Below are 26,301 nucleotides of genomic sequence, written 5' to 3'. Positions count from 1 at the left end.
GAATCATCGCAGGCCCAATACCACATCGGATATCAAATAATTACCATTGTAGATAGGATGTGGCTCACCTAAAGCGTCCATAGCAAAGTAGCGCTGCTCTTCTTCCGACAGACCTTCATAACCGCCAATCACCTGATACAACCAGGCTTCGGGGTCAAACTCCAGCTGTTGCTGGTGATGGTAATCCAGTGCCGTAATATAAGCGCCGCTTTCGATCACCTCACAGAAGTAAGCATCTACCGCTTTACTCAGCTTATCCTCATCCAAGGCCACTTCCTGTTGCTCTTCAATCTTAATATTGCGGGCCGAACGCTCTGGCTGGGCTTTTTTAAGATGACGGAAATCCCGGATACTGCTAACAATGGCCTGTAAATCCAGTTCGTGTTCGCTGTTGTGCACATCCACCGCTGCAGGTTGAATCATACTTTGCGCCACATTAAACAGTGCAGGGACCGCGCTCATCTTAGTGTAGTCAGAAGGCACAAAATCTGGCTGTTGTTCATTGTGCAGCAAAAAGCCTTTAAGCAGGCGGGTACGGCCGCGATACTCGCGAAAGCGCCCCAATAACTCTAATAACTTGGCCTGAACGATAGCCAGTTCCTGAGTGCAGCGGGCAAAACTGTTTTGTAAAACCACCACCAACAAATGACGCAAGTCACGATCACTGCCTGCTACTTGAACCAGCTCATCAAAGCGGATCATTTCCAGCTGGTTCAGCAGGTCGCTCACCTGAGACTGCGCTAGTTCGTTTTCACGAATTTTTGCATCCAGACTATCCACATAACCGAACTCGTTATTGATGCGTCCGAACAACACCCGCACGCCATTACTGAGCATGTCAGTGAGCACATACACCTGTTCAGTAAGGTTATTTAAATGGGCCTGGGCCTGTTCAAAACGCTGATTATGCAGGGCTTCTTTGTAGTGCTGAGAGAGAGTCGTTAATGCCGCAATAGCGCTACCGATATTGGCGTTAATGTGGCGGTTGCGCTCATCATTGAGTCCCGCCTCCAACAGATTACGCACCGCGCTTTTCAGACGCAGGTCAGCATCCGGTTCTGGACGCCATAAAATATTAAGCGTTTTTAGCTGGTCCAGTACTTTTGGCGATACCTGTGATTCATCGACACCACCCGTCAGGTAAGCCTGCATAATGATGTCGGAGTGGCGACTCAAGGCATTGAGCAGCCGCACGCCCGCTTGCTGCAGATTCTTACTCACAGCAAGCTCTCCTGTTTTGCCGCCATTTCTGCTTGCTGAGACAACGACAGATTCTCGGCATCATCGATAAAGCGCAATACTTCAAACAGATAATCAATTTTTCCGGTGGCGATAAAAAGCTGTTTTTCCGGATTGGGTTTCAGCAGATACCCCAGGTCCACCAGGCGTTTAAACACCTGCTTGATTTGGCCATCCAAAGTGGTACTGGTGGAGCCAAATAAGCGATAACGAGAAATCTTCTCAATCTGCTCAGCAAATGCAGGTGTGTCCTCAATCACGCTTTGCAATTCATTGAGTCGAATCGGCAAGCCACGACTCACTGGCATATCGCTGCCGGCTGCTTCTTGCACCAGCAATAACCACTCCACCAGCGGCAACAGATTATTGGCAATATCCTGAAACTGACCACTCAGTACTTTGCGCTCTTTGTCCGCCAAATCCTGATAGGCAGCGTAATACACTTCGCCCTCGGCAGCCGTGGCCAGGGTGCGGTTTAACAAATTGAGTTGAGTTTCAATTTTTTGTGCGTTGCTTTCACCACTCAAGTAACGCCAGGCTTCTTCGTCGCTCACTTCACAAATAAACTGACCGGATAACAACTGCTCCAGCACCAAACCTTGTTGTGTCATCATGCTTGTGTCTCCTCAGTTTTAGCGTCTATTTGGCCGCTGTTGCTTTTATCCTGGTTCTCATCATCTAACATACGCAAAGCGTTTTTCGCTTTCTCCTGCAGCTTTTGCGAAATGGCGCTGACTTTGGGCTGCACCACCTGCAAACGACGTTTGGCTTTATCAATAATGTAGCGATTTTCAAACAGCGCCAGCACGTCGGAATCCGGATTCGGGAATGCACCGAGTACATGAATGTTGTTCTTCTCGCAGGCGTCAAAGATCTTCTTCACGTTGTTGTGGTGCAGTGTGCCTAATTCATCGATAGGCCAGTGCACCGTGGCCGCCGAATGCCCCCGCAATAAACGGGTAAAGGCCAACAAGAACTTACATAAAATCAGGTAGGCCATACCGTGACTGGAAGACTCATTCAGTTGCCTGTCAGTGCGGATCACCAGGTCGCTGTTACCTTCTTTTAAGCGCAGCTCAATGTCTAACAAGCGGCTAATGCCACCGGATAAGGCTGCACGGCCTAAGATATCCAGCACCTGACGCATGCTGGCCCCATAAACCTCATCCGGTAAACTGTCGGCGCCGGTACTCATCCATTGCTGATGTAGTTCGTTAAAGCGGGTGAGTTCCGGCCAGAATTCCAGCTCAGTAATGCGTGAGCGAATTTTTACCGCTGAGTCGGAGACACCATCCAGGAACAGCTCTTCGTCCACCTCACGGGTGATGCGTTTACTTTGCCCTAAAATGCGCTTATCGATGTCCGCCAAAACGTGGAAGTACTGAGTCAAGTCGGCACCAAAGATACGCCCCTGCTCTTTCAATCCGTTAAGTTTTTGCGGCACCACTTCATTGAGCAACTGATCCAGATGCGTTACCAACTTGCGGTATTCCACCACCGGCGTGCCTTGCTCAGATTTATAACTACAGGCTTCGCGGGCGTGCTCCCAGATATCCGATAAGCCCGTGCCCGATTGGGCGGCGATCAGGTGATCAAAGTGTTCTACGTGGTGTTTTACCGCATCAGCCAAGCTACTGAAGGACGCCAACAACTCATCACTTTCACTGATGCGCTGGGCAACACTGCCTGCCATACCCAAGGCCTCGCTATCCGCCACTTTCGGTAATGGCAGTTTCACCAATGCCTTGTGGATGCGCTTGGCATTATCGTGTTGTTCCTGTTGGGTACGCAGTTGTTGCTCAGTGTCGGTCTGACTTTCTTTGCGGGCCTGACGCGCCGATTGATAGCTTTGCTGCTCCTGCTCCAGATTGCGCTGGGCATCGGCTTGTTGCTTTTTGGCCTGAGTGAGTTTTTGCTGCCACTGCATTTTCTGCCCAGTGAACACGTTTTTGTACCAGCGCTGATACTCTTCAATTTTGTGTTTGTTGTTCACCGTGTACTGAATGTCTTTTTTCAGCTGCTCCAATTGCTTCTTCAGGCTGCCAATTTCATCCACATCCACGCCGCGCTTGGCCATTTCGTCTTCCAGAAATTGCTGACAGGCTTTTTTATCTTCTTCTGCCTGTCGCTTAGCCGAGGCCATTTGCTGTTTGAGCTGCTGGATTTTTTCATCGCTGGCATCAATCAACTGTTCCCAATGGAATTTCTGCTCTAACTCTTGCTGAGTCTGACGCTCGTTTAATTCTTCGATCGCTTCGGCTTCAGCGTGATTGAGCTTGCTGAGTTTGTCCTGAATTTGTTTTACGGCTTTTTTGCTGTTGAGTTTGCGCTCAGACAGTGCCTGGCGATATTCCGCCAACAATTGCTCTTTGTCTTGCTGCGCCCGCTGACGGTTAGACTGCGCAGTATTCAGTTGCGCTTTTAACTTGGCTTTATCCAGCTCCAGCTCGCGAATTTCTTCACTGGCTTTAGACAAACGCTGCTCAATGGCACTTTGCTGCTCAGATAATTGCGACAACGCGATCTGGATCACCTCCAGCTTTTCCCGCAAAGCTACCTCGGATTGGGCGTATTCCGGAAGGGCAACGGTGCTGAGATCCAACTTCAAGCCAAACAATTCATCGGATTGCGCATTAAAGTGGGGTTTTAAATCAGTGCGATTTAACAGCTCCGGCTGCACCACTTTACCCAAGGTGTCTTGCCAGTCTGGCATCTGTGCTCGCAGGTATTCCAACAAGGAATGATTACCTGGATACAACAGCCCCTCTACTCGCTTAAGTTCCTGCTCTTTCGCTTGGTATTGTTTGCGCACTTCTTGCAGTTCAGTATCGATACTGGCGCGCGCTTTTATACTGCTTTCCAGCTGGTTATCGATGCTGGTTAATCGCTGACGCACCGCGTCTTCCGCTTCAGACGCTTCTCGGGTGGCGGCGTCTTGCAGCTCTAATTGATTCTGTTCAAATTCGGTAAATCCGGCACTTTGCAGACGAGTAGTAGCTTCCGTCTCCTGAATTTTTAGTTGTGCTTTTTGCTGGGCATAACTGTCTTTCAGTTCGTGAATCTCTTCACGGCACTGGCTCTGAATGGATTGTAGTGCCAGTTGCTGATCGGATTTTAGCTGGGCTTTGTGTTCGCTTTCCTGCAACTGTGCCTCGCCTAATTCATCCAACTGGGCACTGAGTTTTTCACTCATTTCAGCGATACGACGGTTGTAGGTGGCTTCGATATCCTGATGTTTTTCAGTGAGTAATGCATAGCGGCCACTTAAGGTGCTTTGCTCATCCTGCCATTGTGGTAACTGTTGCAGATTTTGTTGCAGGGTATCGATGTTCTGATCTTGCCAATTATCATATTCATCTTCGATTTGATTGAGGTCCCGCTCAAACTTTTGAGTATCGGCTTTGGCTTCCGATAACTGCTGGTTCAGTTCGTCACGAAGCTGTTGCCACTGGGCATCGGCCACCTTATTTTCCGCGATTAAGCCTTCCAGCTTATCTTTCAGCTTTACCAGGTTGGCGGCGAGAATGGCCACGTCCTGATCGATCTGTACTTCAATGGCCCCAAGGCGTTGTTCGGTTTGCTGTAACTGCTGCTCGGTTTCCTGCAATTTGGCAAATTCAGGACGAATAGCATCAAATTCCTGAATCAAACGACATTCGCGGATCCAGTTATCCACATGGGCGGGTTTTAAACTGGAAACCGGCGGCTGTACACCGTCTTCTTCCAGGATGGCACCAATCATGGTTTTGATGGTTTCCATCTTACCTTCTTTGGAATGCACCGCGCGCGCCAACTTCTCAATATGGCGCATGTGCTGACTAGCGGCACATAAACTGAAGACGCGAGCGTAACCCATCAGATCCCGTGAATCGGGGCAGCTATTCATCAGGGTGCGATCATTTTGAATGACACCGCGAAACGCTTTGTTATTCATCAGGTTAGACACCAGAATATTCTGCTTCTTAAACTGCCTGCCCAGCTCCGACATGGTGAGCGAAGTGAATTCTCCCGGCTTGTGCTCAAACACGTAGTCGTCCAGAGCAAAGGGCTTGGCCACTAAACGATATTGCACTCCTGTGCCGTTAGAAGACAAAACCAGCTGACAGACGTTGTCTTCGTGCTGACAATATTCATAAATGATAAAGCTGGATTCACGGGGTAAATACCAACGCTCAAAACTATCGCGAGTGGCTGGTACCACGCGGCTGGGAGATTCGCCATAAAATACCGGAACCAGGCGCTGTAAGGTGGTTTTACCAGAGGCATTGGTACCACAAATATTGGTGTGGCCCTGCAGTTTTAATTCGACGCGCCCGGGCAGGTGCGTATCGATAAGAATAATTCGTTGTAAACCAGGCATAGGTGTCCTAAGAAAAGATATGCGGAACGGGCGTTTTCATTGACGCGCTACTGTTTTCTAAATGGAGGTAATTATGCCAGGTTTCAAGGCACTTGTATGCCCGGATTTACCTTTGTTTATTGTATATTTTGGCGCTCTGGCCGGTCCGGGCATCCGTCGATCCCTGCCACTCATCCCAAGAGGCTCACTATCGGTGGCAAGCAAGTTAAACACCTGTTTAAATTTGAATCAATATCTCGTACAGTAGGGGTAATTTGCTCCCCTTGATTTATGGAAGAGTCACTTGCTAAATACCAATAAAAACTGTCAAAAATTGCCATTGCGGCGGACCTTTCACCTTCTGTTGGCTGGTCTGATTTTGTGCAACTCTAGTCTAGCCCTGGAGGCCTCACAAGATACAGCGGCAAAGAGCATGGAACAAGAAAAAGCCATTTTGGCAGAAACCCACGCAAGCCTGAGTGCATCACAACAAACGGTGGAGCAATTAGACAATGCTACCCGCAAGTTACTGCAAGAATATCAGGACATCATGCAGCGCAACGACTACCAGCAGTATTATCAGTTTCAATTAGAACAACTAGCCACAGAACAAAAAACCGAGATCGCCAATCTTGAGCAGCAGCTAGAAGAGCTGGCTTATCTGGAGCTCACCCTAATGCCTCTGATGCAGAGTATGTTGGTGGCACTGGAGGAATTTGTCGCCGTCGATTTGCCCTTCAAACAACAGGAACGGCTCGCCGGTGTGCAGCAACTGCGGCAACGTGTGAATAGTAGCAGTTTATCTCTACCGGAAAAGTACCGATTACTGATGGAAGTATGGCAAATCGAATACGATTATGGCCGCAGTATTGAAACCTGGCGCAGTACCATAAATCAAACAGACGGTGAGCGAGCAGAGGCTGAGCCACTAGCCGTGAACTTTTTCCGGTTGGGTCGGGTGGCCTTGTATTACCAAACCCCTGATGGTGCCCAAAGTGCTAAGTGGGATCAGGAAACTAAAACCTGGCAACCATTAGCGACACAGTTTAACCGTCAAATCCAACAGGCTATTCAAGTGGCCGCAGAACGCGTCGCTCCCGATTTGCTTGCCTTACCACTGCCAACACCCAGGGCAAAACAAGGGAGCGCACAATGAAACAGCGACTAAAAACTATAACCTGTGTCCTGTTTCACCTTGGCTTGTCAATACCCGCGCTGGCGCAGGACAACAGCGATACCCAATCATTGCTACAAAAGGTCATCGAAGAACGACAACAGGAAAAACAACGCATTCAAGAGCGCGAAACACGCTTTTTACAGGCTAAAAACCAACAGGCGCAATTGCTGGCACAAGCCAAAGCCGATTTTGAGCGCTTTCAACGACAAAACAATCCGCTGAAACAAACTACCATGGCCAATGAACAACGCATTGCCGAATTGCAAGCACAAATCCAACAGCGCAAAGCAGAGATAGGCGACCTGGACAGTGTATTCAGACAAATGGCAGGGGATTTCAGTAGCGCGCTGAATGCCTCACCTATCAGCATGCAACTTCCTGAACGCCAGAAGGTATTGGAACGACTTTCCGGGGCAAAAAACGCCAATATTGAGCAGATGGAGCAGCTGTGGTTGCTGGTGCAAGAAGAGATGACAAAAGCAGGCTTAATTCAGCAATTCGATGCACCTGTAGTACAGCCCAGTGGTGCAATTACCAATGAGTCTGTTATTCAGGTGGGCAGCTTTAGCAGCTACGCAACTGGCCAGTTTTTGCGCTTCGTACCCGAAACTCAGGAGCTGCTGCTCACCGAACAAGATTCAACGCAATCCCGTCAGAACCAACGCTGGTTTACCGCTACCCAAACACTGGATACCCTGTATGTGGATCCCAGCAAGGGTGCGCTTTTGAATTTGCTGGACTGGACGCCTGGCTGGCAACAACGTCTGGAGCAAGGCGGCGTGATAGGCAAAATTATCTTGTCACTAGGCGCTTTGGGCTTGCTTATCATTCTGTGGCGCAGTGGGTCATTACTTTGGCAACAGCAGCTGCTCAGCAAGCAGCTCAAAGCATTGCAAACACCGCGTTCAAACAATGCTCTGGGGCGCATTTTATTGCGGGTATTGGCACTAAAATCAGATAAGCAAAGTCAGGACCAGGCCAACGACTTTATGACCATGGCGCAAGTACACCTGGACGAGGCAGTACTTACAGAGGTCAATCAACTAGAAAAGGGGCACAACTTGCTCAAACTACTGGCAGCTACCGCGCCTTTGTTGGGGCTTTTAGGTACCGTAACGGGTATGATTGTGACTTTTCAGAGCATCAGCTTCTTTGGCAGTGGCGATCCAAAACTAATGGCCAGTGGTATTTCGCAGGCGCTGGTTACAACGGTATTAGGCTTACTTGTAGCCATTCCTTTGCTGTTCGGCCACAGCCTGGTGAGTAGTCTGGCAGAGCGCATAATTCGTCGCTTAGATGAGCAAAGCGCAGGGTTATTGGCGCAATACCTGAGTGAAGCTCAAGAACAACCTTTGCCCTTAAAAACGTCAGCAGGACAGTAACATGAGCTTGTATAACAGCTTAATGAGCTTTATGGCCCAAGGTGGACCAGTACTCTGGGCCGTCGCTGTCACCAGCTTGCTGCTGTGGTTGTGTATTTTTGAGCGTGGCTTTTTCTACCGTTTTGAATATCCTAAAGCGCGAAGCGCCAAGGTACAGGCATGGCACCGATTACCCGCTCACGACTCGCCACCGGGACGGGCTATTCGGCAACAGTTTTTATGTGATTTATCCCTGCTGTTGCACGCCAGATTAAAGCTCATCAATACCCTAATCATGCTCTGTCCACTGATCGGGTTAACCGGCACAGTCACGGGCATGATCAGCTTGTTCGATTCCATCGCCATCAATGGCAATAGTGAGATAAAAGCCATTTCCGCCGGCATTTACCGCGCCATTTTACCCACCCTGGCGGGATTAGTAACCGGACTTTCAGGCTATTATTTTGCTATGCGATTTAGCCAAAAAGCGCAGTTGCAGGAATTGCTTTTGGCGGAAGACCTGGTGGCCAACACACAAGCGGAGCAACAGCGATGAGTTATCACCGACACAAGCGCCAAACTCAACAGGCCGAGCTGGATATGACGCCGATGCTGGACATCGTATTTATCATGCTGATCTTTTTTATCGTCACCACCTCCTTCGTAAAAGAATCAGGTGTGGAGGTGAATGCGCCACAAGCCCAAACCGGCACCACTCAAAACGCCAATATTTTTGTGGCCATCACTGCCGAAGGTGATGTCTGGATTGATAAACGGCTGGTAGATTTACGCTCAGTGCGCACCATAGTGGCGCGCCTACACGCAGAAAATCCGCAAAGTAGTGTGGTGATCCAGTCAGACAATCAGGCACGCACCCGCGAACTGGTGAGTGTAATGGACCAAATTCGGTTAGCCGGCATAGACAACGTCGCGATTGCCACCGACAGCAGTAACCCGCAATAACATGCTAAGCACACTCAAATATAGCAGCAGCTTGCTGGCAGCCCTTGTGATAACCACATTGCTGTTTTTATTTATTCAACGACTGGTGAACCAACCTCTGCCAACATTACCTGAGTTTGACTATGCAGGTACGCTGGCGCTGTTCCACATTCCACAAAGTGAACCACCAGACAAAACCGAACCACCACCACCAGAAGAAGTGCTGGAGCCGATTATGGAAACGCCCGTAGTTAATTTGGCTCAGGTGGAGATTGCAGAACTGACATTGCCGGAAGAGTTTGTCTTTTCCAACAGTAGTCCTGATGCGCTATTTGCCACTGACGCCGGGCCTGCTCAGGTGCAAGTTGCCAGTGAGTTGTTAGCGGAATTTGGTGAAGACACACGCCAGGGATTTATCGAAATTACCCCCTTCGCCACCCGCAAACCCAATATTCCGGAAATGGCCTGGCAACATCAGCTGAACGGCTGGGTATTAGTGGCCTTTAATGTTTCTGCCGCAGGTAAAACCCGCAACATTAAAGTATTAGATGCCCACCCCAAGGGCGTGTTTGAAGCCGAGGTGATCCGCGCCATTCAGCAATGGCGCTACGCTGTGAGTGACCACATCAAAAACGGTCAGGATCTGGTATTAACCCAAAAGATAAACCTGCTATGGCAGGATTATCCACAAAACTTACCCTACCCGGAATGATTCGTTTTCAGCCCATAAACACAACTAAGGCACTCAGTAAGCGATCTCTGAGGGGGTTATTGTTGCTGACGCTAGTATTGGTGTTACTTATGGCGAATACCACAGAAGCACGGCAGTATAAAAGCAAGCTGTTTGAAGACAGTAATCAGGATTTGAGTAGTGCTGAGAGCTTGTCTGTCAATCAGCTGGAAGCGCAACTGGCCAATGCCAGCGATCCCTGGCAAATTGCTTTAAGTGGTCAACAACTGGCCCACCAATATGTGCTCAAACAAGAATTTGCCAAAGCCGCCCAGGCATACCAAACCGCATTGGCGGCGAATGCACTAGCAGCCCCCGTGGCCCGTCAGTTGCGCCTTGAATACGCGCAAGTATTGTTGCAACTGAAGCGTTTTTCCGAGGTGAAGGCACTGTTGAAACCGGAAGCACAAGAGTCAGAAATGCGCACTGTAGAACGGTTACTGCTGGCACGCGCTGCTGTGGGCCTTGAGCAATTCCACGAGGTAGTAGCGCAGCTATCCCCCCTATTACCACGACTGGCTTCACTGTCAGATAACCAGCTTAAACAACTTGCACAACTCAGTTACACAGCAAAAGCCTGGCCTGTAACAATTGATTTTCTATCTGAATACCTGCAACGACACCCTCAAGAACCCGCTATAAATCGCCAGCTTACCGGACTTTATATACTCACCGAACAGTATGACGAAGCACTACAACTGTGGTCATTGGCTAACACCCAAAGATTGTTTAGTCAGGAGCAGGATTGGTTGTTATTGGTGGACCTCTATAAGCGGCAAAATATGCCCGACAAAGCTGCCCGAGTCCTTAATGACGCACTACAACAAGGCAACATCCTGGACTCGGCTGAGCGCTGGTATCAGCTGTTTCAACTTTGGTACCAGGCCCGTGAGCTAACATCCGCCCGGGACAGTCTGGCGCAAAGCCTGGTGCGCAACAATGATGTGCAACGCGCCTTGTTGCTTACCGAGTTGTATCAACAAGCAGAACAATGGCAAGCCTCACTAGATACCCTTACCCAGACCTGTGAACAGATACTGGAAGAGCGATTTGTGGGTAAAGCGAACTTACTATTGGGCATTGCTTATCACAAACTCGCTCAACCGGAAAAAGCCCGCAGAGCCTTCATAAACGCCACCTTGTTGAGTGGCGAAAAGGTCAAAGCCAGAGAATGGCTGACATTCATTGACGCGACTCCAGCAAGCCGTGAGGAATCGCAGCAGTTACAAGGTTTGTGTTTACCTGCAGATACTCAGATTACGCTACCTGACAGCAGCGCAAAACCAGCTGAGACTGCGGATTCCAGAAGTGAACCAGCTATTGCCGATGCCGCCGAAAATACTGCTCAACAGTCTATACCACTGACTAAAAAGCACCTGGCAGCGACTCGTTTTTATGGTACAAAAGTGAAAACCACTCAAGCAGCGCTGCAAACCGTAATTAAAAAGCGCACCTTCGCACTAATTAAAGCATTGATGCGCTCTGGTGGCAGTTTGAATGGCAATATGCACTTATTGATGCAGCAGACGCAAACTACAGAGGAATTAGACATCACCATCGCCTTCCCCTTTTCAGGCGCACCGCGCAACAGTGGTGTTCACCGCATTGTTAACGCCCCAATCCAATATGCTGTAAGTAAAGAGTACCAAGGCCCGACTTCCGAATTAGAGGCACAATGGACAATGCTGGTAATGCAGGCAGTGCAAGAAGGACATCAACTCACTGGTCAGTCGCGAATGATTTTTTTATCCGATACCAGCGGCAGCGACATGGTGGATGTGGAACTGCAGTTAATAGTTCTCGACCCAATCATGACCAATTAAAACCATCATTGAGCACAATGAAAAACGGGGCTTTTGAGTTTTCAGATTTCAATTTCAGCGGACAAGGTATCGATGATGGTATTGATAAGTTCATCCCGACTGATGGGTTTCGCAATATGAGCTTGCATTCCAACAGCGAAGTATTTTTGCACATCATGACGCATTACATTAGCGGTCAGCGCAATAATTGGTAACCTGGCAACAGCTGACTGTTTCAGAGAGCGAATCGTTTTGGTGGTCTCGATACCATCAAGCACAGGCATTTGAATATCCATCAGTATCGCATCATAACTGTGATCTTTTTCCAGTACTCCAAGACATTGAACCCCATCAGAAACAATGACCGACTCTGCTCCAGCGGATTTTAGCATATTTTCGATTACAACTTGGTTAATATCATTGTCCTCAGCCACAAGAAAACGCAATCCAGCTAACGGCAGTCTTTGTATAGTATGCTCTGCACCATCGGAATGTGTTGTTTCTAATTCCAAGGCGGTTTTTAGTGATGAGGTGGCGTGCCGATGACTCCATTTTATGTACATAGTCTGCTTGAGTCTCATCCAGTTGAGTTTGCTGAATGAGTTGGGTAAAGCCAATCACGCCGTTGAGTGGCGTGCGTATTTCATGGCTCATATTGGCCAAAAAATCTGATTTGGCCTTTTCCGCGTGAAGGGCTTCATTGCGCGCCTGTATCAATTCCTGCTGCTGCTTTTTTAGCTCGGTAATATCCCGCCAGCTGGCGAGATATGATGGCCGCCCGGAGATGGGAACATAAGAAACGCTCACGGAAACCAAGAACGGAGTGCCCTTCAACGTTTCATGCATCCATTCAAACATCACCGTTTTCTCTTGCTGCAAGCGTTGCAATATCTCTTGGTAATAATCCTCGGAAGACTTGCCTACATGAGTTTGAAAATCAGGTGAAAGTTCTAATTTACTACAACCTAAAAGCTGCGACTTATCGCCTTGCATAATCCGCTCAAAAGCAGGATTGCACATGGTTATGCCCCCGACTTCGGGATCAATGACAAAACAGGGATCTGGTAAATGTTCAAACAAGGTTTTAAAGCTGGCCTTTTCAATCTCAAGGGAGCGCTCTTTTTCCTTTATTTCGGTGATATCCCTGATGATACCTGTAAATAAAATGTCACCATCCACCTCCACTTTACCTACTCGCAACGAAATAGGTAGTTCTGAGCCATCCTTTCGCTGAGCATTCAATATTCGCTCAAGACCGATTATTTTTGCCTGACCGGTTTTCAGGTAATTCGCAATATAACCATCGTGGTTGTGGCGGTGTTCTTTTGAGACCAGAATGGAAATGTTTTGCCCTACCAGCTCGGATTCTGAATAACCAAAAATCTCGGTACTTTTTTGATTGACACTTTCAATGACCCCGGTGCGATCAATAACAATAAAGGCATCCGCCATAGTGTGAAATATCGATTGCAACTTAGCATTGTTCTTTCGATTAAAGGCGGCCTCTTTTTTATTCTCGGTGATATCTCTGGCAGAGGCATACAGATACAATTTTGCATCTAATTCAATGCCTCTTGCGTTGATCTCAACCTCTAATATTTCACCGCTTTTTTTTTGGTGTTTAGTTTCGAATATCCCGGGATTTTTAATAAGATCACCAACAATATTGACTAACTGATCGATGGGAAAATGGCGATCCCAATCTCGCACATTGAGGCGCAGAGCTTCTTTATGTGAATAGCCCAATTGATGTGCAAAGGTCTCACTGCAGTATACGACATTCCCCTCTTGATCCAGGATGTGATCACTGTCAGGTGATTGCTTTAGTAATGTCTTGAGTAAAACAAGTTCGTTTTCCGAAGCTGAGAAATGAGACACCAATCGAAATACCTTCACTGCAAAAAATGCGCTATTGAGAAGAAGTATAGGCAATTACATGGGATTCGCTCTCTCACCAAAAAATCATCAGGATATTGGCCTCAATACCCTGATATCACCCGGTATTAGTTTTCTACTTTATCTTGGGTTTTAACCTCAAAATCGCTGGCGTCATGACGCTCGTGTAATTGCTCATGAAGTTCGCCCCAGGTGCGATTCACCATTTTGCCGCGCTGCACGGCAGGACGGGCATCTATCAACTTGGCCCAGCGCATTACGTGCTCATATTCCTGCACTTGTAAAAACTCTGCGGCATTGTACAAACGGCCCAGCACCAGATTGCCCATCCAGGGCCAGATGGCGATATCGGCAATGGTATATTGTTCACCAGCGACATAAGTGTTGTTGGCTAGCTGCTTGTCCAGAACATCCAGTAAGCGCTTGGTTTCCATAGAAAAACGATTGATAGGATACTCAAACTTTTCTGGTGCATAATTGTAAAAGTGACCAAATCCACCGCCGACACTGGGAGCACTGCCCATCTGCCAGAACAACCAATTCAAGGTTTCGGTGCGCGCTGCGCCAGAAGGTAAAAAGGCACCAAACTTCTCTGCCAGATGCAGTAAAATGGCCCCTGATTCAAACACTCTAAGCTCATTTTCACCGCTTTTATCCAAAAGAGCTGGTATTTTTGAATTGGGGTTAATCTCCACAAAACCACTACTAAACTGGTCGCCTTCACCAATGTTGATCAACCAGGCATCGTATTCGGCCTCTTTAACGCCCGCTGCCAGTAACTCTTCCAACAGTATCGTCACTTTCGCACCATTGGGGGTCGCCAGAGAATACAGCTGGAAAGGGTGCTGTCCTTGCGGTAGTTTTTTGTCGTGGGTGGCGCCTGATATCGGGCGGTTAATGTTGGCGAATGCTCCACCATTGCCCGGCTCCCATTTCCAGATTGCTGGGGGCGTATAAGTATCACTCATTTTTTGGTTCCTTTAAGGTTGTTGCCACAATTAAATACTGATTGGTATAAAACAATAGCTAACAAGACAGGCCAAAACCAGTTTAGCTTGCATTTTCACTGAAAACGAATTGCTATAAGTTATTCATCAGGACAAATGATGGGGATCTGAATTTCTACTTTTAAGCCTGCAGGCTCCACCGGCAATACATCAAAATGACAATCACCATCGAACAGAATATGAATACGCTCTTTGATATTTTTTAAACCAACCCCCGAAGTTGCAACCTCTTCTGAACTAGTCGATGATAAGCTTTGTCTTATGCGGCTAATGTCAGACGCTGTTACAGGGCCATTATTGAATACGGTGAGATACAAGCGATTGGACAACTGTTGCGAACTGATGGCAATCCTGCCGCCTTGTCGCATATTGCCGATACCATACTTAATGGCATTTTCCACCAGCGGTTGCAACAAAAGCCCCGGCACTAACGCACTCGCTGTCGAACGTTCAATGTTGATGTCTATTTGCAATCGTTCCTGAAAGCGCACTTTCTCAATGTCCAGATACAACTGCAGCGCCTCGATTTCTTCCTGCAAAAAAATCAATCGCTCCGGGTCGTTATCTAATGAAAAACGCAAGAAACTCGCTAATTTAGTGAGCATCCGATTAGCGCTTTCCTTTTTGCCCAACAATACCAGTGTGGAGATAGCGTTTAAGGTATTGAACAGAAAATGAGGGTTTATCTGATACCTTAGCATCTTAATCTGCGCCACATGGGACAGACGAGAAACCACCATGAGGGCTTCTTGTTTTTGCCGCAAACGAAAATGGTAATTGATACTGAAATACAAACAGCTCCAGGCCAAAATCATGCAAAAGGCATAGCCACTAGTCCCTAGAAATTTAAGGAAAGAAAATTCTATATCCCCCGGTTCAAATACGTTGAATCCACTGAGTAAATACCAACTGAGACTGTTTTTAATAGGCGTCCATATTCCGGCCACCAATGCACAAGCGATGACAATCACGAATACCAAAGAAAGTAAACTGAGGTTCCAGCAGCGACGGTATAAATAGCGCAATGGCAGAGTTAATAAGGCAGCGGTCAGCCCACTGAGAAAAAGCATGCTCAGTAGCGGCACCACCTGGAACTCCTGCTCGCTAAAAACCAGGTTATCGACACTAAAAATAAGTACATAACACAGCCATCCTACGATGTGTAACCACCAAAAGGACGGTTTAGATAACTCTTCAAGCGCACCTTGTTCAGTGAATAAATCGTAACTCCAGGCCCCAAGCTTTTGCCATTGTTTAAAGTCCACTAAGCCGGCTCCAGTCCCAGCTCTTTAAACAATTCAGCTTTGTAACTTTGGCCTATCTTTACTTCATCACCATTAGACAGTTGCAGCAACGAATAACGGCCTAATTCACTGTTGATGGAATCGATATGAGATTTGTTAACCACAATACTGCGGTGTACCCGGATAAACTGGCCACTGGCTAACTGCTTCTCCAGACTCGACAACGACTCCCGATGCAACCACACGTGATCCGGGCAATGCAATTCAACATAATTGGCCGCCCCTTTTATCCAGATAACATCTTTCGCTTTTACAAAACGAACAGAGCCAATGGATTTAACTGCGATAAGCTTGTCTTGCGCATTGCGATAGCCCAGTACTTGTTTGCGCTCTACCTTATCCAGCACGTCTCGTAAACGCTGGTTGTCAAAGGGTTTTAAAAGATAGTCCGTGGCATTTAAATCGAAGGCCGCTACCGCGAACTCACTGTAAGCCGTAGTAAAAACCCAATTGCAAACCATATTTTTATCCAGCTCTTCTGCCAGATGAAAACCATTGCCACCAATAATATTGATGTCCAGAAAACAGACAGTGGGACGCAACTGCTTGATGAGTTTGAGCGATTCATCGTAATGATCTGACTCAGCAATCACTTGCCAATTGGGTTGGGTTTCAATGAACATTCGGATGCGTTCACGCGCCATGGGTTCATCATCCACTATGATGCAAGAAAACATGATTCCTCCGTATACAGCTGAGGCAGTATAGTGAAAATGCCCTTCACCAGAATCAAATTCAGATAAACAGCATTTTTACGAGTTAAACGGCAGGTTTTGGTTAAAAAGTCACGCGAAGAAGTGAGAAGATGCCATCGCATCTTCTCACCCAGGGAGATAATACATGTAGGATGTAAACATGTATTCATCGGGTCACTACTCCGACAGTCTTCAAGTTACCAAATCCTCCGATGAGAAAAATAACAAAGTGTTCAGACAACCAAATCGGGGGGTGAATCCCCCGATTTGTGGGATTAAGTGTCGAGCCTAAAACTTAAAGCTGGCACTCAGTCTCACGTAGCGAGGTGTCTGATATTGGCGAGGTGAGCCAAAGCGTGCATCAGACTCTCCTGCACCGCGGATGGGTATCGCACCATGCCATAGCCCCACGTCTTCACCACGCACCTCAGCCCGCTCCCACACCGTGACAGGATTGACTGAATTAAATAGATTGAAGACATCCGCACGGAAACTCACCTCCGCATCAAAGATCTCAGTGGTGTAAATAGCGCTGGCATCGAGACTAAAGGTAGAAGGCAGATTACCCCATGAACCCCGTGGCGAAGGTTCGCCATTGCGGTAGAAGGACAAGGCACCATAATAGGTAGCGATTACGTCTTCAAAAGAAGAGTCCTCGTTAGCCGGGAAATAACCCGTCGCGTTTCTCGGACGGCCCGATTGATAACGCGCAGTTAAGCCCACCACCAGGTCTTCGGTGACAGCATAAGAACCGAAAGCGTTGAATTGATGGCGTCTGTCCGTCGGTAAATCACCGTAGGAATGATCCACCAGGCCGGGATAATCATAGTTGATGGTGATACCCGCATCTTCCTGTTGTAGATCGGAATTAACCAGTCCTTCGTGATTGCCGTATACGTGTGACCAGGTATAAGCCATGTTCAAAGACCAGAGATCATCCCAGGCGCGATCGAAGGTAATCGTCGCTGCGTAATACTTGCGCTCAATTTCGGGTAAGCGGAAGTAGTCCTTATCGATCACATATTCACCGAATGGGATTGGGCCATCTGACACTTCGTTACCGAACACATCAACAACGCGGTCCGGGTCTATGTTAATGGTGACATCCTTGCTAGGATTAAGCAGTAGATAACCGCATAAGCCAGGACCACAACCACTGCCAAAGTTATCATTGAAATAGGCATTGAGGGCACCTTCTGCATCAGTATCTTCAAAGCCTTGCCCTAAATCGCGCGCAGTTAAATGAATGCCCATAGTCCATTTGTCATTCAAGCGCTTTTCATAACCCAACATGATCTCGTCCATATACATAGGGTCGAGGTCGTTATCCGCTAGTGAGCGAGGATCTCCGGGTACACCGTCATCAAAGGTAGTGCGGCTGCCAATTTCCTCACCCAATATTGGAATGCTATTACTATCCAAACCAAGAAACTCAAAGGTATCTTCGTAATTCAATTCAGCGCCTGCCAAACGCACATTGGTTTGACCTGGTACCGGCAAATAGTAACGCCCATAATTTGCGTAGAGTTTTGAGTCGCCATCCCCAAAGATATCCCAGGTAGCGCCTAAACGCGGGGCAAGCTGGTCGGTGATATTGATAAATTCTTCACCGGAAATATTGAAACTCTTATAGCTGTCGTTACGCACGCCTAAATTTAAAACGATATCGTCGGTTACCTGCCAGGTATCGGTGATGTACCAGGCATAACTTTCAGTTTTGAAAGTCCCTCGGTTAACGTATACATCTCGCACAACTGTGTTATTGGTGGGGTTTATGTCATAGCCATAGTTATTAGGTCCGGCATTAGACGTGTCTTCGAAGAACTCAAACTCTTCTCGGTCAACCCCTAATCTAAAGGTGTGATCTCCCCAGTAGTAATCAATATCTAAACGCAACATCTTACGCTCAGTTTCTTCCAGCGACGGGTCAGCGCTCCATTCGTTAATAACGTCAGACTCCTGAGAAACCCGATTAGCAATCACGTCGGGCAAAGTCGAACCTGCAGATTCATTAATACCGTATTGCGCTGAGATGGTGAGATCATCGGTGATCACCCCGGTGTATTTCAGTGCCGTTGTTTCACCTCCCCACTCATAGGTAAACCCACCAGTCCGAGCACCGATTTGCAGCGTGTCACTGTCCAGCGCATAAGTCTCTACCACTTCATCATCAGAGTCATTAAAGTAGGTCAGTTCCAGAATGTGATTATCGGTGATATACCAATCCAGTTTGCCACCAAAAAACGGGTCGCTTTGCTCGCGGATTTGATACTGTGAAGTTCGCGCCGCCGGGCTGCCTTTAAACTCAATATCACGTGCACTGTATAAGGCGTAAAAGAACAGGGTGTCTTCGATGATAGCACCGCTGGCCCACACATCGCCGATCATGTTCTTTTCTTCATCAATGGAATTGATGCGATAGTAGTCACCGTCGCTGCGGAAAGAATCCGGTGAACTTTCCTTCAGACTTTCCGGTTCCCAGAACAGGTTGCCACCAAAGTGAAAATCATTACTACCTGATTTGGTATTGGCCACAATCACCCCGCCCAGGGAACGACCGTATTCTGCAGAATAGCCACCGGTTTTGATTTCGAAATCTTTGTACATTTCAAAAGGAACCACAGATGCCCCAAGGCCACGGCGCCCATCGGTGATATTCATGCCGTTCACGTAAAAGATGTTTTCGGCCGGTCCTGCACCGCCAATTTGTACTAGCGGAGTACGGGAGGTCAGGCTTTCATCCCCTAATGAAGCTGAAGGTGCCAATAGCGCAACTGAAGTAATATCCCGAGCAACCGGAATTCGCGCAATTTGCTCCTGATCCAGCAACAGGCTGGTGCCCGAAGAGGTCGGATCAAATCCAGCCACTGTAGTACCCACCACCTGAATGCGCTCTGTGGTATCCGCTTGTAAAACCGGATTGATAACGGTTTTATCACCCAATCTGACGCTGATTTCACCTTGATAGGTACTAAAACCATTTTTACTGGCGGACACTTTATAAGTGCCGGTTGGCAGCAACGGAAAACGATAGTTACCACTATCATCGGTTTCAAATGTTCGGGATAGCCCGGTTGCCACATTTTCAACGGTTATGGTCACAGATTGCAGTGGAGCTCCAGATTCTGTCGTAGCTTTACCTGTTAAAAAGCCCTGAGAAGAATCTGCAAGTACAGGTAATGACGTACTTAAAGACGCAGCCACAGCAAGTGCCACTAAACGTCTATTTAGTCTTTTATTGTGCATAGTTTTAATCCAATTGTTGTTATCTTGTGTGCAGATGCGCTTCGCGCACTAACTCGAAGAAGTTATCAAAAGGACCAGGTCACCGATCAGGTGAGGGATAAACCTCGCTTTTGAGGTGCTCAACTCCACAAATGAGAGAATAAAGCCCGCAGCTTTTGGGTTTAAAAAAATGCAAAAAGCGCTAGTATTAAGAAAAGTCATCTGGCTGAGCAAAGGATGCGAGTTTTTTCATTACTGACGGTATTCATGCTTTCATTGCTACCGTGCATTGGGCTGGCTGCCAGCCTGTTTTCTCAGGGCGATTTGTATTTTGATACCGTTGCCAATCACCGCGACATTCCCGATGGGATAGTGACGTCTATAGCGCAAGACCAACAAGGATTTATCTGGTTAGGCACGCAACAAGGTGCAGTGCGCTTTGATGGCTATCATTTTGTCCAGTACAAACACGAAACAGATAATAAAAACTCCCTGGCTGGAAATTACATTCGCACTATTTGGAGTGCACCAGACGGTAAGCTCTGGTTCGGCACCTTTAGTGATGGCATCTCGGTACTGAACCCTGAAAGCCTGACTTTTGAACATTTTGATTTCAGTACCCCTAATGATAAGCGCAATGGCAACTCCATTCGCGCCATAGTGGGCGAAGCAAGCCACCGCGTATGGGTAGCCAGCAATCAGGCTCTTAACTACCTCAATCCTTACAGTAAAAAAATTGTCACCATTAAACGCATTACTGGTTGTGATGCCGTTTATCGCGATCAGAGTCCGAGAAGCCTGTTATTGGATGCCTCTGGTGGGCTTTGGTTAGGCACTCAAAATGGCTTATGTAGGATCAATTTGCCCAATGATGATTTTAGAGAAAATACCTTATCCGGCCGCAGCTTTCCCTTATTTGATGGGCAACAAATTCACACTATGCTGCGCGCTGACAACCAACACATTTATTTGGGAACACTGCAAAATGGCCTTGCCAGTTTTAACGTACACACTCAAGAAGTAAAGTGGCTCCGCCATAAAGAAGGTCAGTTGGGCCATCCTTGGGTGGTGTCAATGGTCAAGGACAACAATGAGCAAGTGTGGGTGGGAACTCTGGATGGCGGCATCAGTATCGTCGCTGTTGAAGACTTTAGTATTCGCAAACAAATACGCCACGATCGCAGTATTAACAACAGCATTAATCAAAATAATATTGGCGCACTGTATAAAGACCGCACGGGACTGATCTGGATAGGAACTTGGGGCGCGGGGCTGAACTTGTTTAATCCTCAAAACGACAGTATCCGCACTATAAGACACTCACCCTATCAAACATCAATAAAAAGTGCGCGGATCAGAGCTATCACCGAGACTAACAACGGTGAAATCTGGATAGGTTACAGTCAGGAAGGCCTATCCAAAATCAATGCTAAAACCGGCCAAATAACCCATATTGAGGCAGAACCAGAAACCCTTGGGGGGCTACCTGATGGTGATATTTTATCCTTGCTTCACACTAAAAATGGTGAAGTTTGGGTGGGCTCAAGACGTAAAGGCTTGTATCGCTTTGATGCAGAGAAAAAGCATTTTTTTAGTTATCCGGAGGCACATGAAGCAGGATTAAAAACTATCACCGCTATGACTCAGGACCAGAAAGACCGACTTTGGGTGGGTTCCACCAGAGGTGTTTGGTACGCCAACCTACAGGAAAAGACGCTGCATAGCCTGGACGAATTTAGCAATTATGCACCACTGCAAGGTCGCATCACTTATACCCTCGCCTGGCAAGAACCCAATAGTCTGTGGGTAGGGACTGATGATGGTTTGTTTCACGTTAACCCGGACAGCAAAACCGTCACCCTGATTGACCACGAAAAACAAAAAAATAGCGCTTTATCTGACAATGCCATCAACAGTTTACATACCGATCAAAATAATCAGTTGTGGGTCGCTACTGAAAGTGGTTTAGACAAACTCGAGAGTTGGGACGGCCAATTCGCCAGCTTCATCAACATCAATAAACAACTGCAACTAAAGCCTGAGTATACCGCCAACGTTATGGTGGACCAGCAATCGCGGGTTTGGCATTACAAGGGGGTCTATGACATTCCCAATAACATCGCGACAGATTTGAGTAACAGCAATGAGTGGGACATCGGCACAATCTGGCTCGGCTCTCAAGAAATGACCGACGCAGGTACGCTGATTTTCGGTGGCAATGAAGGACTGCTGCTCATCAACCCGGATAGATTTAGTGATGGACGTATTGAGCCCAATATCGTGATCACTAGCGTCGAAGTAGATAATAAAGCATTGGCGTTCAACCTTGATAAGCCATTGCAGTTGTTACCTGATACCAAGAGTTTCTCATTGGAATTCGCCGCTCTGGATTATACCGGCGCAAGTGATCTTAACTATCGATGGCGTCTGCTGGGCTTTGACGAGCAGTGGCAATACGCCAGTGCCGATAACCGCCGTGCCACTTACACCAACTTGCCACCAGGCAAATACCAACTCATGATAGAAAGCACCAACAGCAAAGGAGAATGGCTGAATAATGACCTCTCGGTTACTGTAATTAATCCACCCGCCTGGTTTGAAACCTTGTGGTTTTATACTGTTTTGGTGGCAGTTTTCACCTTCTTGATGTGGCGACTGTTTATCTTGCGCACCCGTCATCTGGTAAGACAAAAAATCAAGCTCGACCAACAAATCAGCCAGAAAACCCAAGAACTCACCCAGGCGAATCTGGATAAAGACCGCATTATGTCTATCGTTGCCCATGATATTAATAACAAAATTTCGATTGGCTTGGGATATCTTGACCTTATGCAAATCGCGGGAAGCAAGCTCACTCCGGAGGAAGGACAAAAATATCTGCGACAAGCGATTCAGGCGGGTCAAGGATGTGCAGCATTAGTTGAAGAGTTGAGGGATTACGGCAAACTCAGCAATGAAAGTGACGATATCACACTCAAAACCACCAACCTGGTTAAAGCACTGGAAAAAATCGTTGAGAGCCACCAACCCAAAGCACTCACAAAAAAGATCCAATTGACCTTGGGATACAATAAAGAAGTCGTGTTTTGTGACCTTCACCAAGCTAAGTTTGCTCGCATCATGGAAAATCTTCTTAGTAATGCCATTAAATTTTCCTATGAGGAACAAGTGGTCAATGTGAAAGTAGACACTCAAGATAAACAGGCATTAATCACTGTGCGTGATGAAGGCATAGGAATTCCGGAAGAAATTCGCTCTCAACTTTTTTCAGCGTTTACCAATGTAGGTAGAAAAGGTACCCAAAATGAAAAATCAACCGGGTTGGGTCTGTACATAGTGAAAAAATTGGTACAGCAACATCGCGGCAAAGTCTGGTTTGAATCTACCGAAGGCAAAGGTAGCTGCTTTTATGTACTACTACCGCTCACCGACTGAGAGCATTTACGACTTTGGTAGTAACAAGGCCTCAAAAATGGGGAATAACGTTGCATTCACCCGGCAAAAGGTTAAATTAATATCAGTAATCTGAACAATAGATAGAAGAACACATGATAGTACTCGCCTCTACCCATCAAAGTGCGCTGGATGAAAATCGTAATTTACGCATGCAATTACAGGAATTGGAAAACTCCCTGGCCGCTCTGGAAAAAGAAAATCGCGGTTTAAAAGAAGAGCTCTACGCCAAAAAAGAAGTGGAAAACCACTATGAAGCCGACCTTGTCAAATGTATGAGCATGTCATTAAAACAAGTGGAAGGCATTAGGGAAACAGTTTTGGGTGCCTTTCAACGGGTGGACGAAGAATCGCAGTCGATTGCAAAAGTCAGTGAATTATTCGACACCTCCACCAGCTCTCTGGCCAGTATCGTGACCTCAATGGAAGATATGGGCAACAAGATGGGTGGCATGAGCAACAGCATTAATGGTCTTTCTGAAAAAGCTGACAGCATTAACAAGTTTGTCTCAACTATTACCAGCATTTCTGACCAAACTAACTTGCTTGCTTTGAACGCCGCCATTGAGGCCGCACGAGCGGGCGACGCAGGTCGAGGCTTTAGCGTAGTAGCCGACGAAGTGCGCAGTTTGGCCACGGAAACCAATAAATCAGCCAGTGAAGTAGCCGACCTGGTGACGAATATTATCAGCTCCACCAAATATGCGGTAAGCGCCGTGGATGAACTACAAGGCAACAATGAAAACCTGTCGGATGGAGTAGCCGAGTTAAACCAGAACTATTCCTCTATCGTAGCCTGTTGTGATTCCATGAAGGTGGCAATCGCCGACACTACCCATCGCACCTTTATTCAAACCGTTAAGCTGGATCACATTGTCTGGAAAGCCGATGTCTATGCGGTACTTCAGGGGCAGAGCAATAAAGAGATCAGTAGCTTTGCCGACCACACAAGCTGCCGCTTGGGTAAATGGTATCAAAGCAGTGGTAGAGATATTTTTGGTCGTAGTAAAACTTTTAGCGACCTGGATAGCCCCCATGCCGAAGTTCACAAATCAGGTGTTGCGGCAATGCGAGAAGCACAGCAGGGCAATCAAGATGCCGCTATGCGCCACCTTCAGAAAATGGAAAGCGCCAGTGAACGTGTGTTGCAGCTATTAGACCAGCTGTGTAATGAATGGAAAGACTAAGCGCCTTTAGTACTAAAACTGAAAATTCTGGTCATCAGGGGTGAGCACTTTCGCCCCTTGGCCTTGCTCACTGATCCACTGCACCTGCACACGCTCTAACGAGGGTAACAACGAAAACAGCTCCACCTTGATACGTTCGATATCTGGGCTGTTGCACAGTAATTCATACTCGATAGTCACCGAAGCATGTTCGGACGTGTGCTCATGCTCATGCTCATGCTCATGCTCATGCTCATGCTCATGCTCATGCTCATGCTCATGCTCATCATGATGATGAACGCCTGGCACAGATGCCTCAAGTGTATCCTCTTGCCACGAATAACTAATCTGTACTTGTTGTGCGTCGCATTGAGCCGGAGAGGTGCTCAACCAGCTTGTCCTTCTCAGCTGCTTTATCATCTGATTTAGCTGAAATTTGTGTTCCGCTTTTACTGGCTGGTGTTCAAAGCTTACCAGGTTAGCCAGTGGAGATGAAAGTCGCGCTGCCAACAGTGGCCCATCCTGGACTAACTGCAACTCCAGCTCGCCATGAATGTGACTATCAGCAGCAAGACCGGGTAAAGATGAAAATGATAAACAAGCTGCAGCACTTAAACTTATGCTCGCAACAAATGATTTTTGTTTCGCCATTATTCGGCCAGAAAAACTAGGAAGGTTGCAGTGCAGACAAGCGACGGTTCATCTGGTGAGCATAAATCAAAATGCCGCCTCCGATAACCGTCAGGATAGTTTCCAGCACATGTAGATGCCAGATGAGTTCAAGCATTAAAGAAACCGTTAGTAAACTCAAACCAATGACGCCATAGATTAATGGCTGGCTATCACCGTGTTGACGTTTTGCATGAGGAAAGCTCAATGTCGCCACCATCAAAACCGGCAAGAAAAACACCAGATGAATTTCAGAAGTGTGCCACGTTGCAGATATGAGACCAGTGCCACCAAGCAGCAGCAACACGGCGCTTAACACGCAATGCACTATGCACAAACTTGATAATATGGTACCGATAATATCGCGCACAAACAGACTCTCTTTAATTAATGGAAGGTGATAATATAACATTTCAGGGATTTGGCAACTAAAATTTAAGCAAAATAATGCACCTTCGTATTAGACCCCTCTTAGCGATTTGCCTCCTATTTGCACACCCCGCGCCAGAAACGGCTGTTTTTCTATTATTAAATTTTTGTCATCTTGCCCCGCTGTCTGATCTTACCGCAGACATTGCAACTACAAAGACACTAAATAACTGAGAAGAGTCAAAGATGCGTATTCTGGTAGTTGAAGACGACAGCGCTGTAGCGGGATTTTTAAACAAAGGGTTAGCAGAGTCAGGTCATAATGTTGACGTCGCTTCAGAGGGCAAGCAGGGCTTATTTTTGGCCACCACTGAAAAGTACGATGCGATAGTATTAGACAGGATGTTACCCGGAGTGGATGGCATCACCATACTAAATACCTTAAGGGCCTCTGAGATAAAGATACCGGTGCTGATCTTAAGCGCTAAAAACAAAGTGGATGACAAGGTAAAAGGCCTGCGCAGTGGTGCCGACGATTACCTGACCAAGCCTTTTGCCTTCGAAGAATTATTGGCTCGCCTGGATATTTTGGTGGCCAGAAGCCTGCAAACCGATGTTAAGGATACCAAACTTCGCGCCTTTGACCTGGAACTGGACCTGCTAACCAGAGAGGTTAATCGCGGCACACAAAATATTGAGTTGCAATCAAAAGAGTTTCGCCTTTTGGAATACATGCTGCGCAACAAGGGCCAGGTAATTACGCGTACCATGTTATTAGAACACGTATGGGAGTATCACTTTGATCCACAAACTAATGTCATAGACGTGCATATCAGCCGTTTACGACAAAAAATTGATAAAGGCTTTGAACGCAGCATTATAGAAACCATACGCGGTGCAGGGTACCGCATTCCTAAAGAGAGTTAA

At 47.1% G+C, this 26,301-nt stretch carries 21 protein-coding genes; 10 read left to right on the top strand and 11 right to left on the bottom strand.

Going from position 1 to position 26,301, the window contains the following annotated elements:
- Positions 1–3 precede the first annotated feature (3 nt).
- Genes ACXAGP_RS09490 through ACXAGP_RS09480 form a run of 3 tightly spaced genes read right to left on the bottom strand, consistent with a single transcriptional unit; the run spans position 4 to position 5,599 of the window.
- Positions 4–1,221: a phosphoenolpyruvate carboxylase gene (locus ACXAGP_RS09490; protein ID WP_475261014.1), complete on the bottom strand. Its 1,218-nt coding sequence runs from the start codon at positions 1,219–1,221 to the stop codon at positions 4–6.
- Positions 1,218–1,853 (bottom strand): hypothetical protein, encoded by a 636-nt coding sequence (locus ACXAGP_RS09485; RefSeq protein WP_475261012.1) that lies wholly within the window; start codon positions 1,851–1,853, stop codon positions 1,218–1,220. The genes ACXAGP_RS09490 and ACXAGP_RS09485 overlap by 4 nt, the downstream gene beginning before the upstream one ends.
- Positions 1,850–5,599 carry an ATP-binding protein gene (locus tag ACXAGP_RS09480; RefSeq protein ID WP_475261011.1) on the bottom strand — a complete coding sequence of 1,250 codons (3,750 nt, stop codon included), beginning with the start codon at positions 5,597–5,599 and terminating at the stop codon, positions 1,850–1,852. Before ACXAGP_RS09480 ends, ACXAGP_RS09485 begins: the two co-directional genes overlap by 4 nt.
- A 73-nt stretch (positions 5,600–5,672) precedes the next feature.
- On the opposite strand from ACXAGP_RS09480, the gene ACXAGP_RS09475 reads away from it, so the two are divergent.
- The 7 genes from ACXAGP_RS09475 (at position 5,673) to ACXAGP_RS09445 (ending at position 11,611) form a co-directional block, all read left to right on the top strand.
- On the top strand, positions 5,673–5,846 hold the full coding sequence (locus ACXAGP_RS09475) for a hypothetical protein (RefSeq protein ID WP_475261010.1): 174 nt from the start codon (positions 5,673–5,675) through the stop codon (positions 5,844–5,846).
- A gap of 36 nt (positions 5,847–5,882) precedes the next feature.
- A complete protein-coding gene (locus ACXAGP_RS09470) occupies positions 5,883–6,734 on the top strand; it encodes a DUF3450 domain-containing protein (protein ID WP_475261008.1) in 852 nt (283 codons plus the stop codon).
- Positions 6,731–8,137: a MotA/TolQ/ExbB proton channel family protein gene (locus ACXAGP_RS09465; RefSeq protein ID WP_475261007.1), complete on the top strand. Its 1,407-nt coding sequence runs from the start codon at positions 6,731–6,733 to the stop codon at positions 8,135–8,137. The genes ACXAGP_RS09470 and ACXAGP_RS09465 overlap by 4 nt, the downstream gene beginning before the upstream one ends.
- A 1-nt stretch (position 8,138) precedes the next feature.
- The gene (locus ACXAGP_RS09460; RefSeq protein WP_475261005.1) at positions 8,139–8,672 is read left to right on the top strand and encodes a MotA/TolQ/ExbB proton channel family protein; all 534 of its coding nucleotides are present in this window, start codon (positions 8,139–8,141) and stop codon (positions 8,670–8,672) included.
- Positions 8,669–9,079 (top strand): ExbD/TolR family protein, encoded by a 411-nt coding sequence (locus ACXAGP_RS09455; RefSeq protein WP_475261003.1) that lies wholly within the window; start codon positions 8,669–8,671, stop codon positions 9,077–9,079. Before ACXAGP_RS09460 ends, ACXAGP_RS09455 begins: the two co-directional genes overlap by 4 nt.
- A 1-nt stretch (position 9,080) precedes the next feature.
- Positions 9,081–9,770: an energy transducer TonB gene (locus ACXAGP_RS09450; protein WP_475261002.1), complete on the top strand. Its 690-nt coding sequence runs from the start codon at positions 9,081–9,083 to the stop codon at positions 9,768–9,770.
- Between the two features lie 89 nt (positions 9,771–9,859).
- Positions 9,860–11,611 carry a tetratricopeptide repeat protein gene (locus tag ACXAGP_RS09445; protein WP_475261000.1) on the top strand — a complete coding sequence of 584 codons (1,752 nt, stop codon included), beginning with the start codon at positions 9,860–9,862 and terminating at the stop codon, positions 11,609–11,611.
- A gap of 41 nt (positions 11,612–11,652) precedes the next feature.
- Here ACXAGP_RS09445 and ACXAGP_RS09440 read toward each other — a convergent pair whose 3' ends face one another.
- The 6 genes from ACXAGP_RS09440 to ACXAGP_RS09415 form a co-directional block, all read right to left on the bottom strand.
- The gene (locus tag ACXAGP_RS09440) at positions 11,653–12,024 is read right to left on the bottom strand and encodes a response regulator (protein WP_475260999.1); all 372 of its coding nucleotides are present in this window, start codon (positions 12,022–12,024) and stop codon (positions 11,653–11,655) included.
- Positions 12,017–13,468 carry a PAS domain S-box protein gene (locus tag ACXAGP_RS09435; protein WP_475260997.1) on the bottom strand — a complete coding sequence of 484 codons (1,452 nt, stop codon included), beginning with the start codon at positions 13,466–13,468 and terminating at the stop codon, positions 12,017–12,019. Before ACXAGP_RS09435 ends, ACXAGP_RS09440 begins: the two co-directional genes overlap by 8 nt.
- Before the next feature lie 125 nt (positions 13,469–13,593).
- Positions 13,594–14,454, bottom strand: a complete 861-nt coding sequence (gene yghU, locus ACXAGP_RS09430) for a glutathione-dependent disulfide-bond oxidoreductase (protein WP_475260995.1) — start codon at positions 14,452–14,454, stop codon at positions 13,594–13,596.
- 119 nt (positions 14,455–14,573) lie between these two features.
- On the bottom strand, positions 14,574–15,758 hold the full coding sequence (locus tag ACXAGP_RS09425) for a sensor histidine kinase (RefSeq protein ID WP_475260994.1): 1,185 nt from the start codon (positions 15,756–15,758) through the stop codon (positions 14,574–14,576).
- A complete protein-coding gene (locus ACXAGP_RS09420) occupies positions 15,758–16,474 on the bottom strand; it encodes a LytR/AlgR family response regulator transcription factor (protein ID WP_338294571.1) in 717 nt (238 codons plus the stop codon). Before ACXAGP_RS09420 ends, ACXAGP_RS09425 begins: the two co-directional genes overlap by 1 nt.
- 306 nt (positions 16,475–16,780) lie before the next feature.
- Positions 16,781–19,738: a TonB-dependent receptor gene (locus ACXAGP_RS09415; RefSeq protein ID WP_475260992.1), complete on the bottom strand. Its 2,958-nt coding sequence runs from the start codon at positions 19,736–19,738 to the stop codon at positions 16,781–16,783.
- 216 nt (positions 19,739–19,954) lie between these two features.
- On the opposite strand from ACXAGP_RS09415, the gene ACXAGP_RS09410 reads away from it, so the two are divergent.
- Entirely contained in the window at positions 19,955–23,152 is a 3,198-nt protein-coding gene (locus tag ACXAGP_RS09410; protein ID WP_475260991.1) for a ligand-binding sensor domain-containing protein, read from the top strand.
- 113 nt (positions 23,153–23,265) lie between these two features.
- Positions 23,266–24,357 carry a methyl-accepting chemotaxis protein gene (locus tag ACXAGP_RS09405; protein ID WP_475260989.1) on the top strand — a complete coding sequence of 364 codons (1,092 nt, stop codon included), beginning with the start codon at positions 23,266–23,268 and terminating at the stop codon, positions 24,355–24,357.
- Positions 24,358–24,369: 12 nt separating this feature from the next.
- Here the strand turns inward: ACXAGP_RS09405 and ACXAGP_RS09400 are convergent, their stop codons facing one another.
- Entirely contained in the window at positions 24,370–24,987 is a 618-nt protein-coding gene (locus ACXAGP_RS09400; protein ID WP_475260987.1) for a ZrgA family zinc uptake protein, read from the bottom strand.
- Between the two features lie 16 nt (positions 24,988–25,003).
- The gene (locus ACXAGP_RS09395) at positions 25,004–25,375 is read right to left on the bottom strand and encodes a MerC domain-containing protein (protein ID WP_475260985.1); all 372 of its coding nucleotides are present in this window, start codon (positions 25,373–25,375) and stop codon (positions 25,004–25,006) included.
- A gap of 245 nt (positions 25,376–25,620) precedes the next feature.
- On the opposite strand from ACXAGP_RS09395, the gene ACXAGP_RS09390 reads away from it, so the two are divergent.
- The gene (locus ACXAGP_RS09390) at positions 25,621–26,301 is read left to right on the top strand and encodes a response regulator transcription factor (protein WP_475260983.1); all 681 of its coding nucleotides are present in this window, start codon (positions 25,621–25,623) and stop codon (positions 26,299–26,301) included.

Source organism: Planctobacterium sp. AWM4_229 (assembly GCF_056160305.1).
Note: the sequence above shows the minus strand (reverse complement) of the source record. Positions and strands in the feature narration are given on the sequence as shown.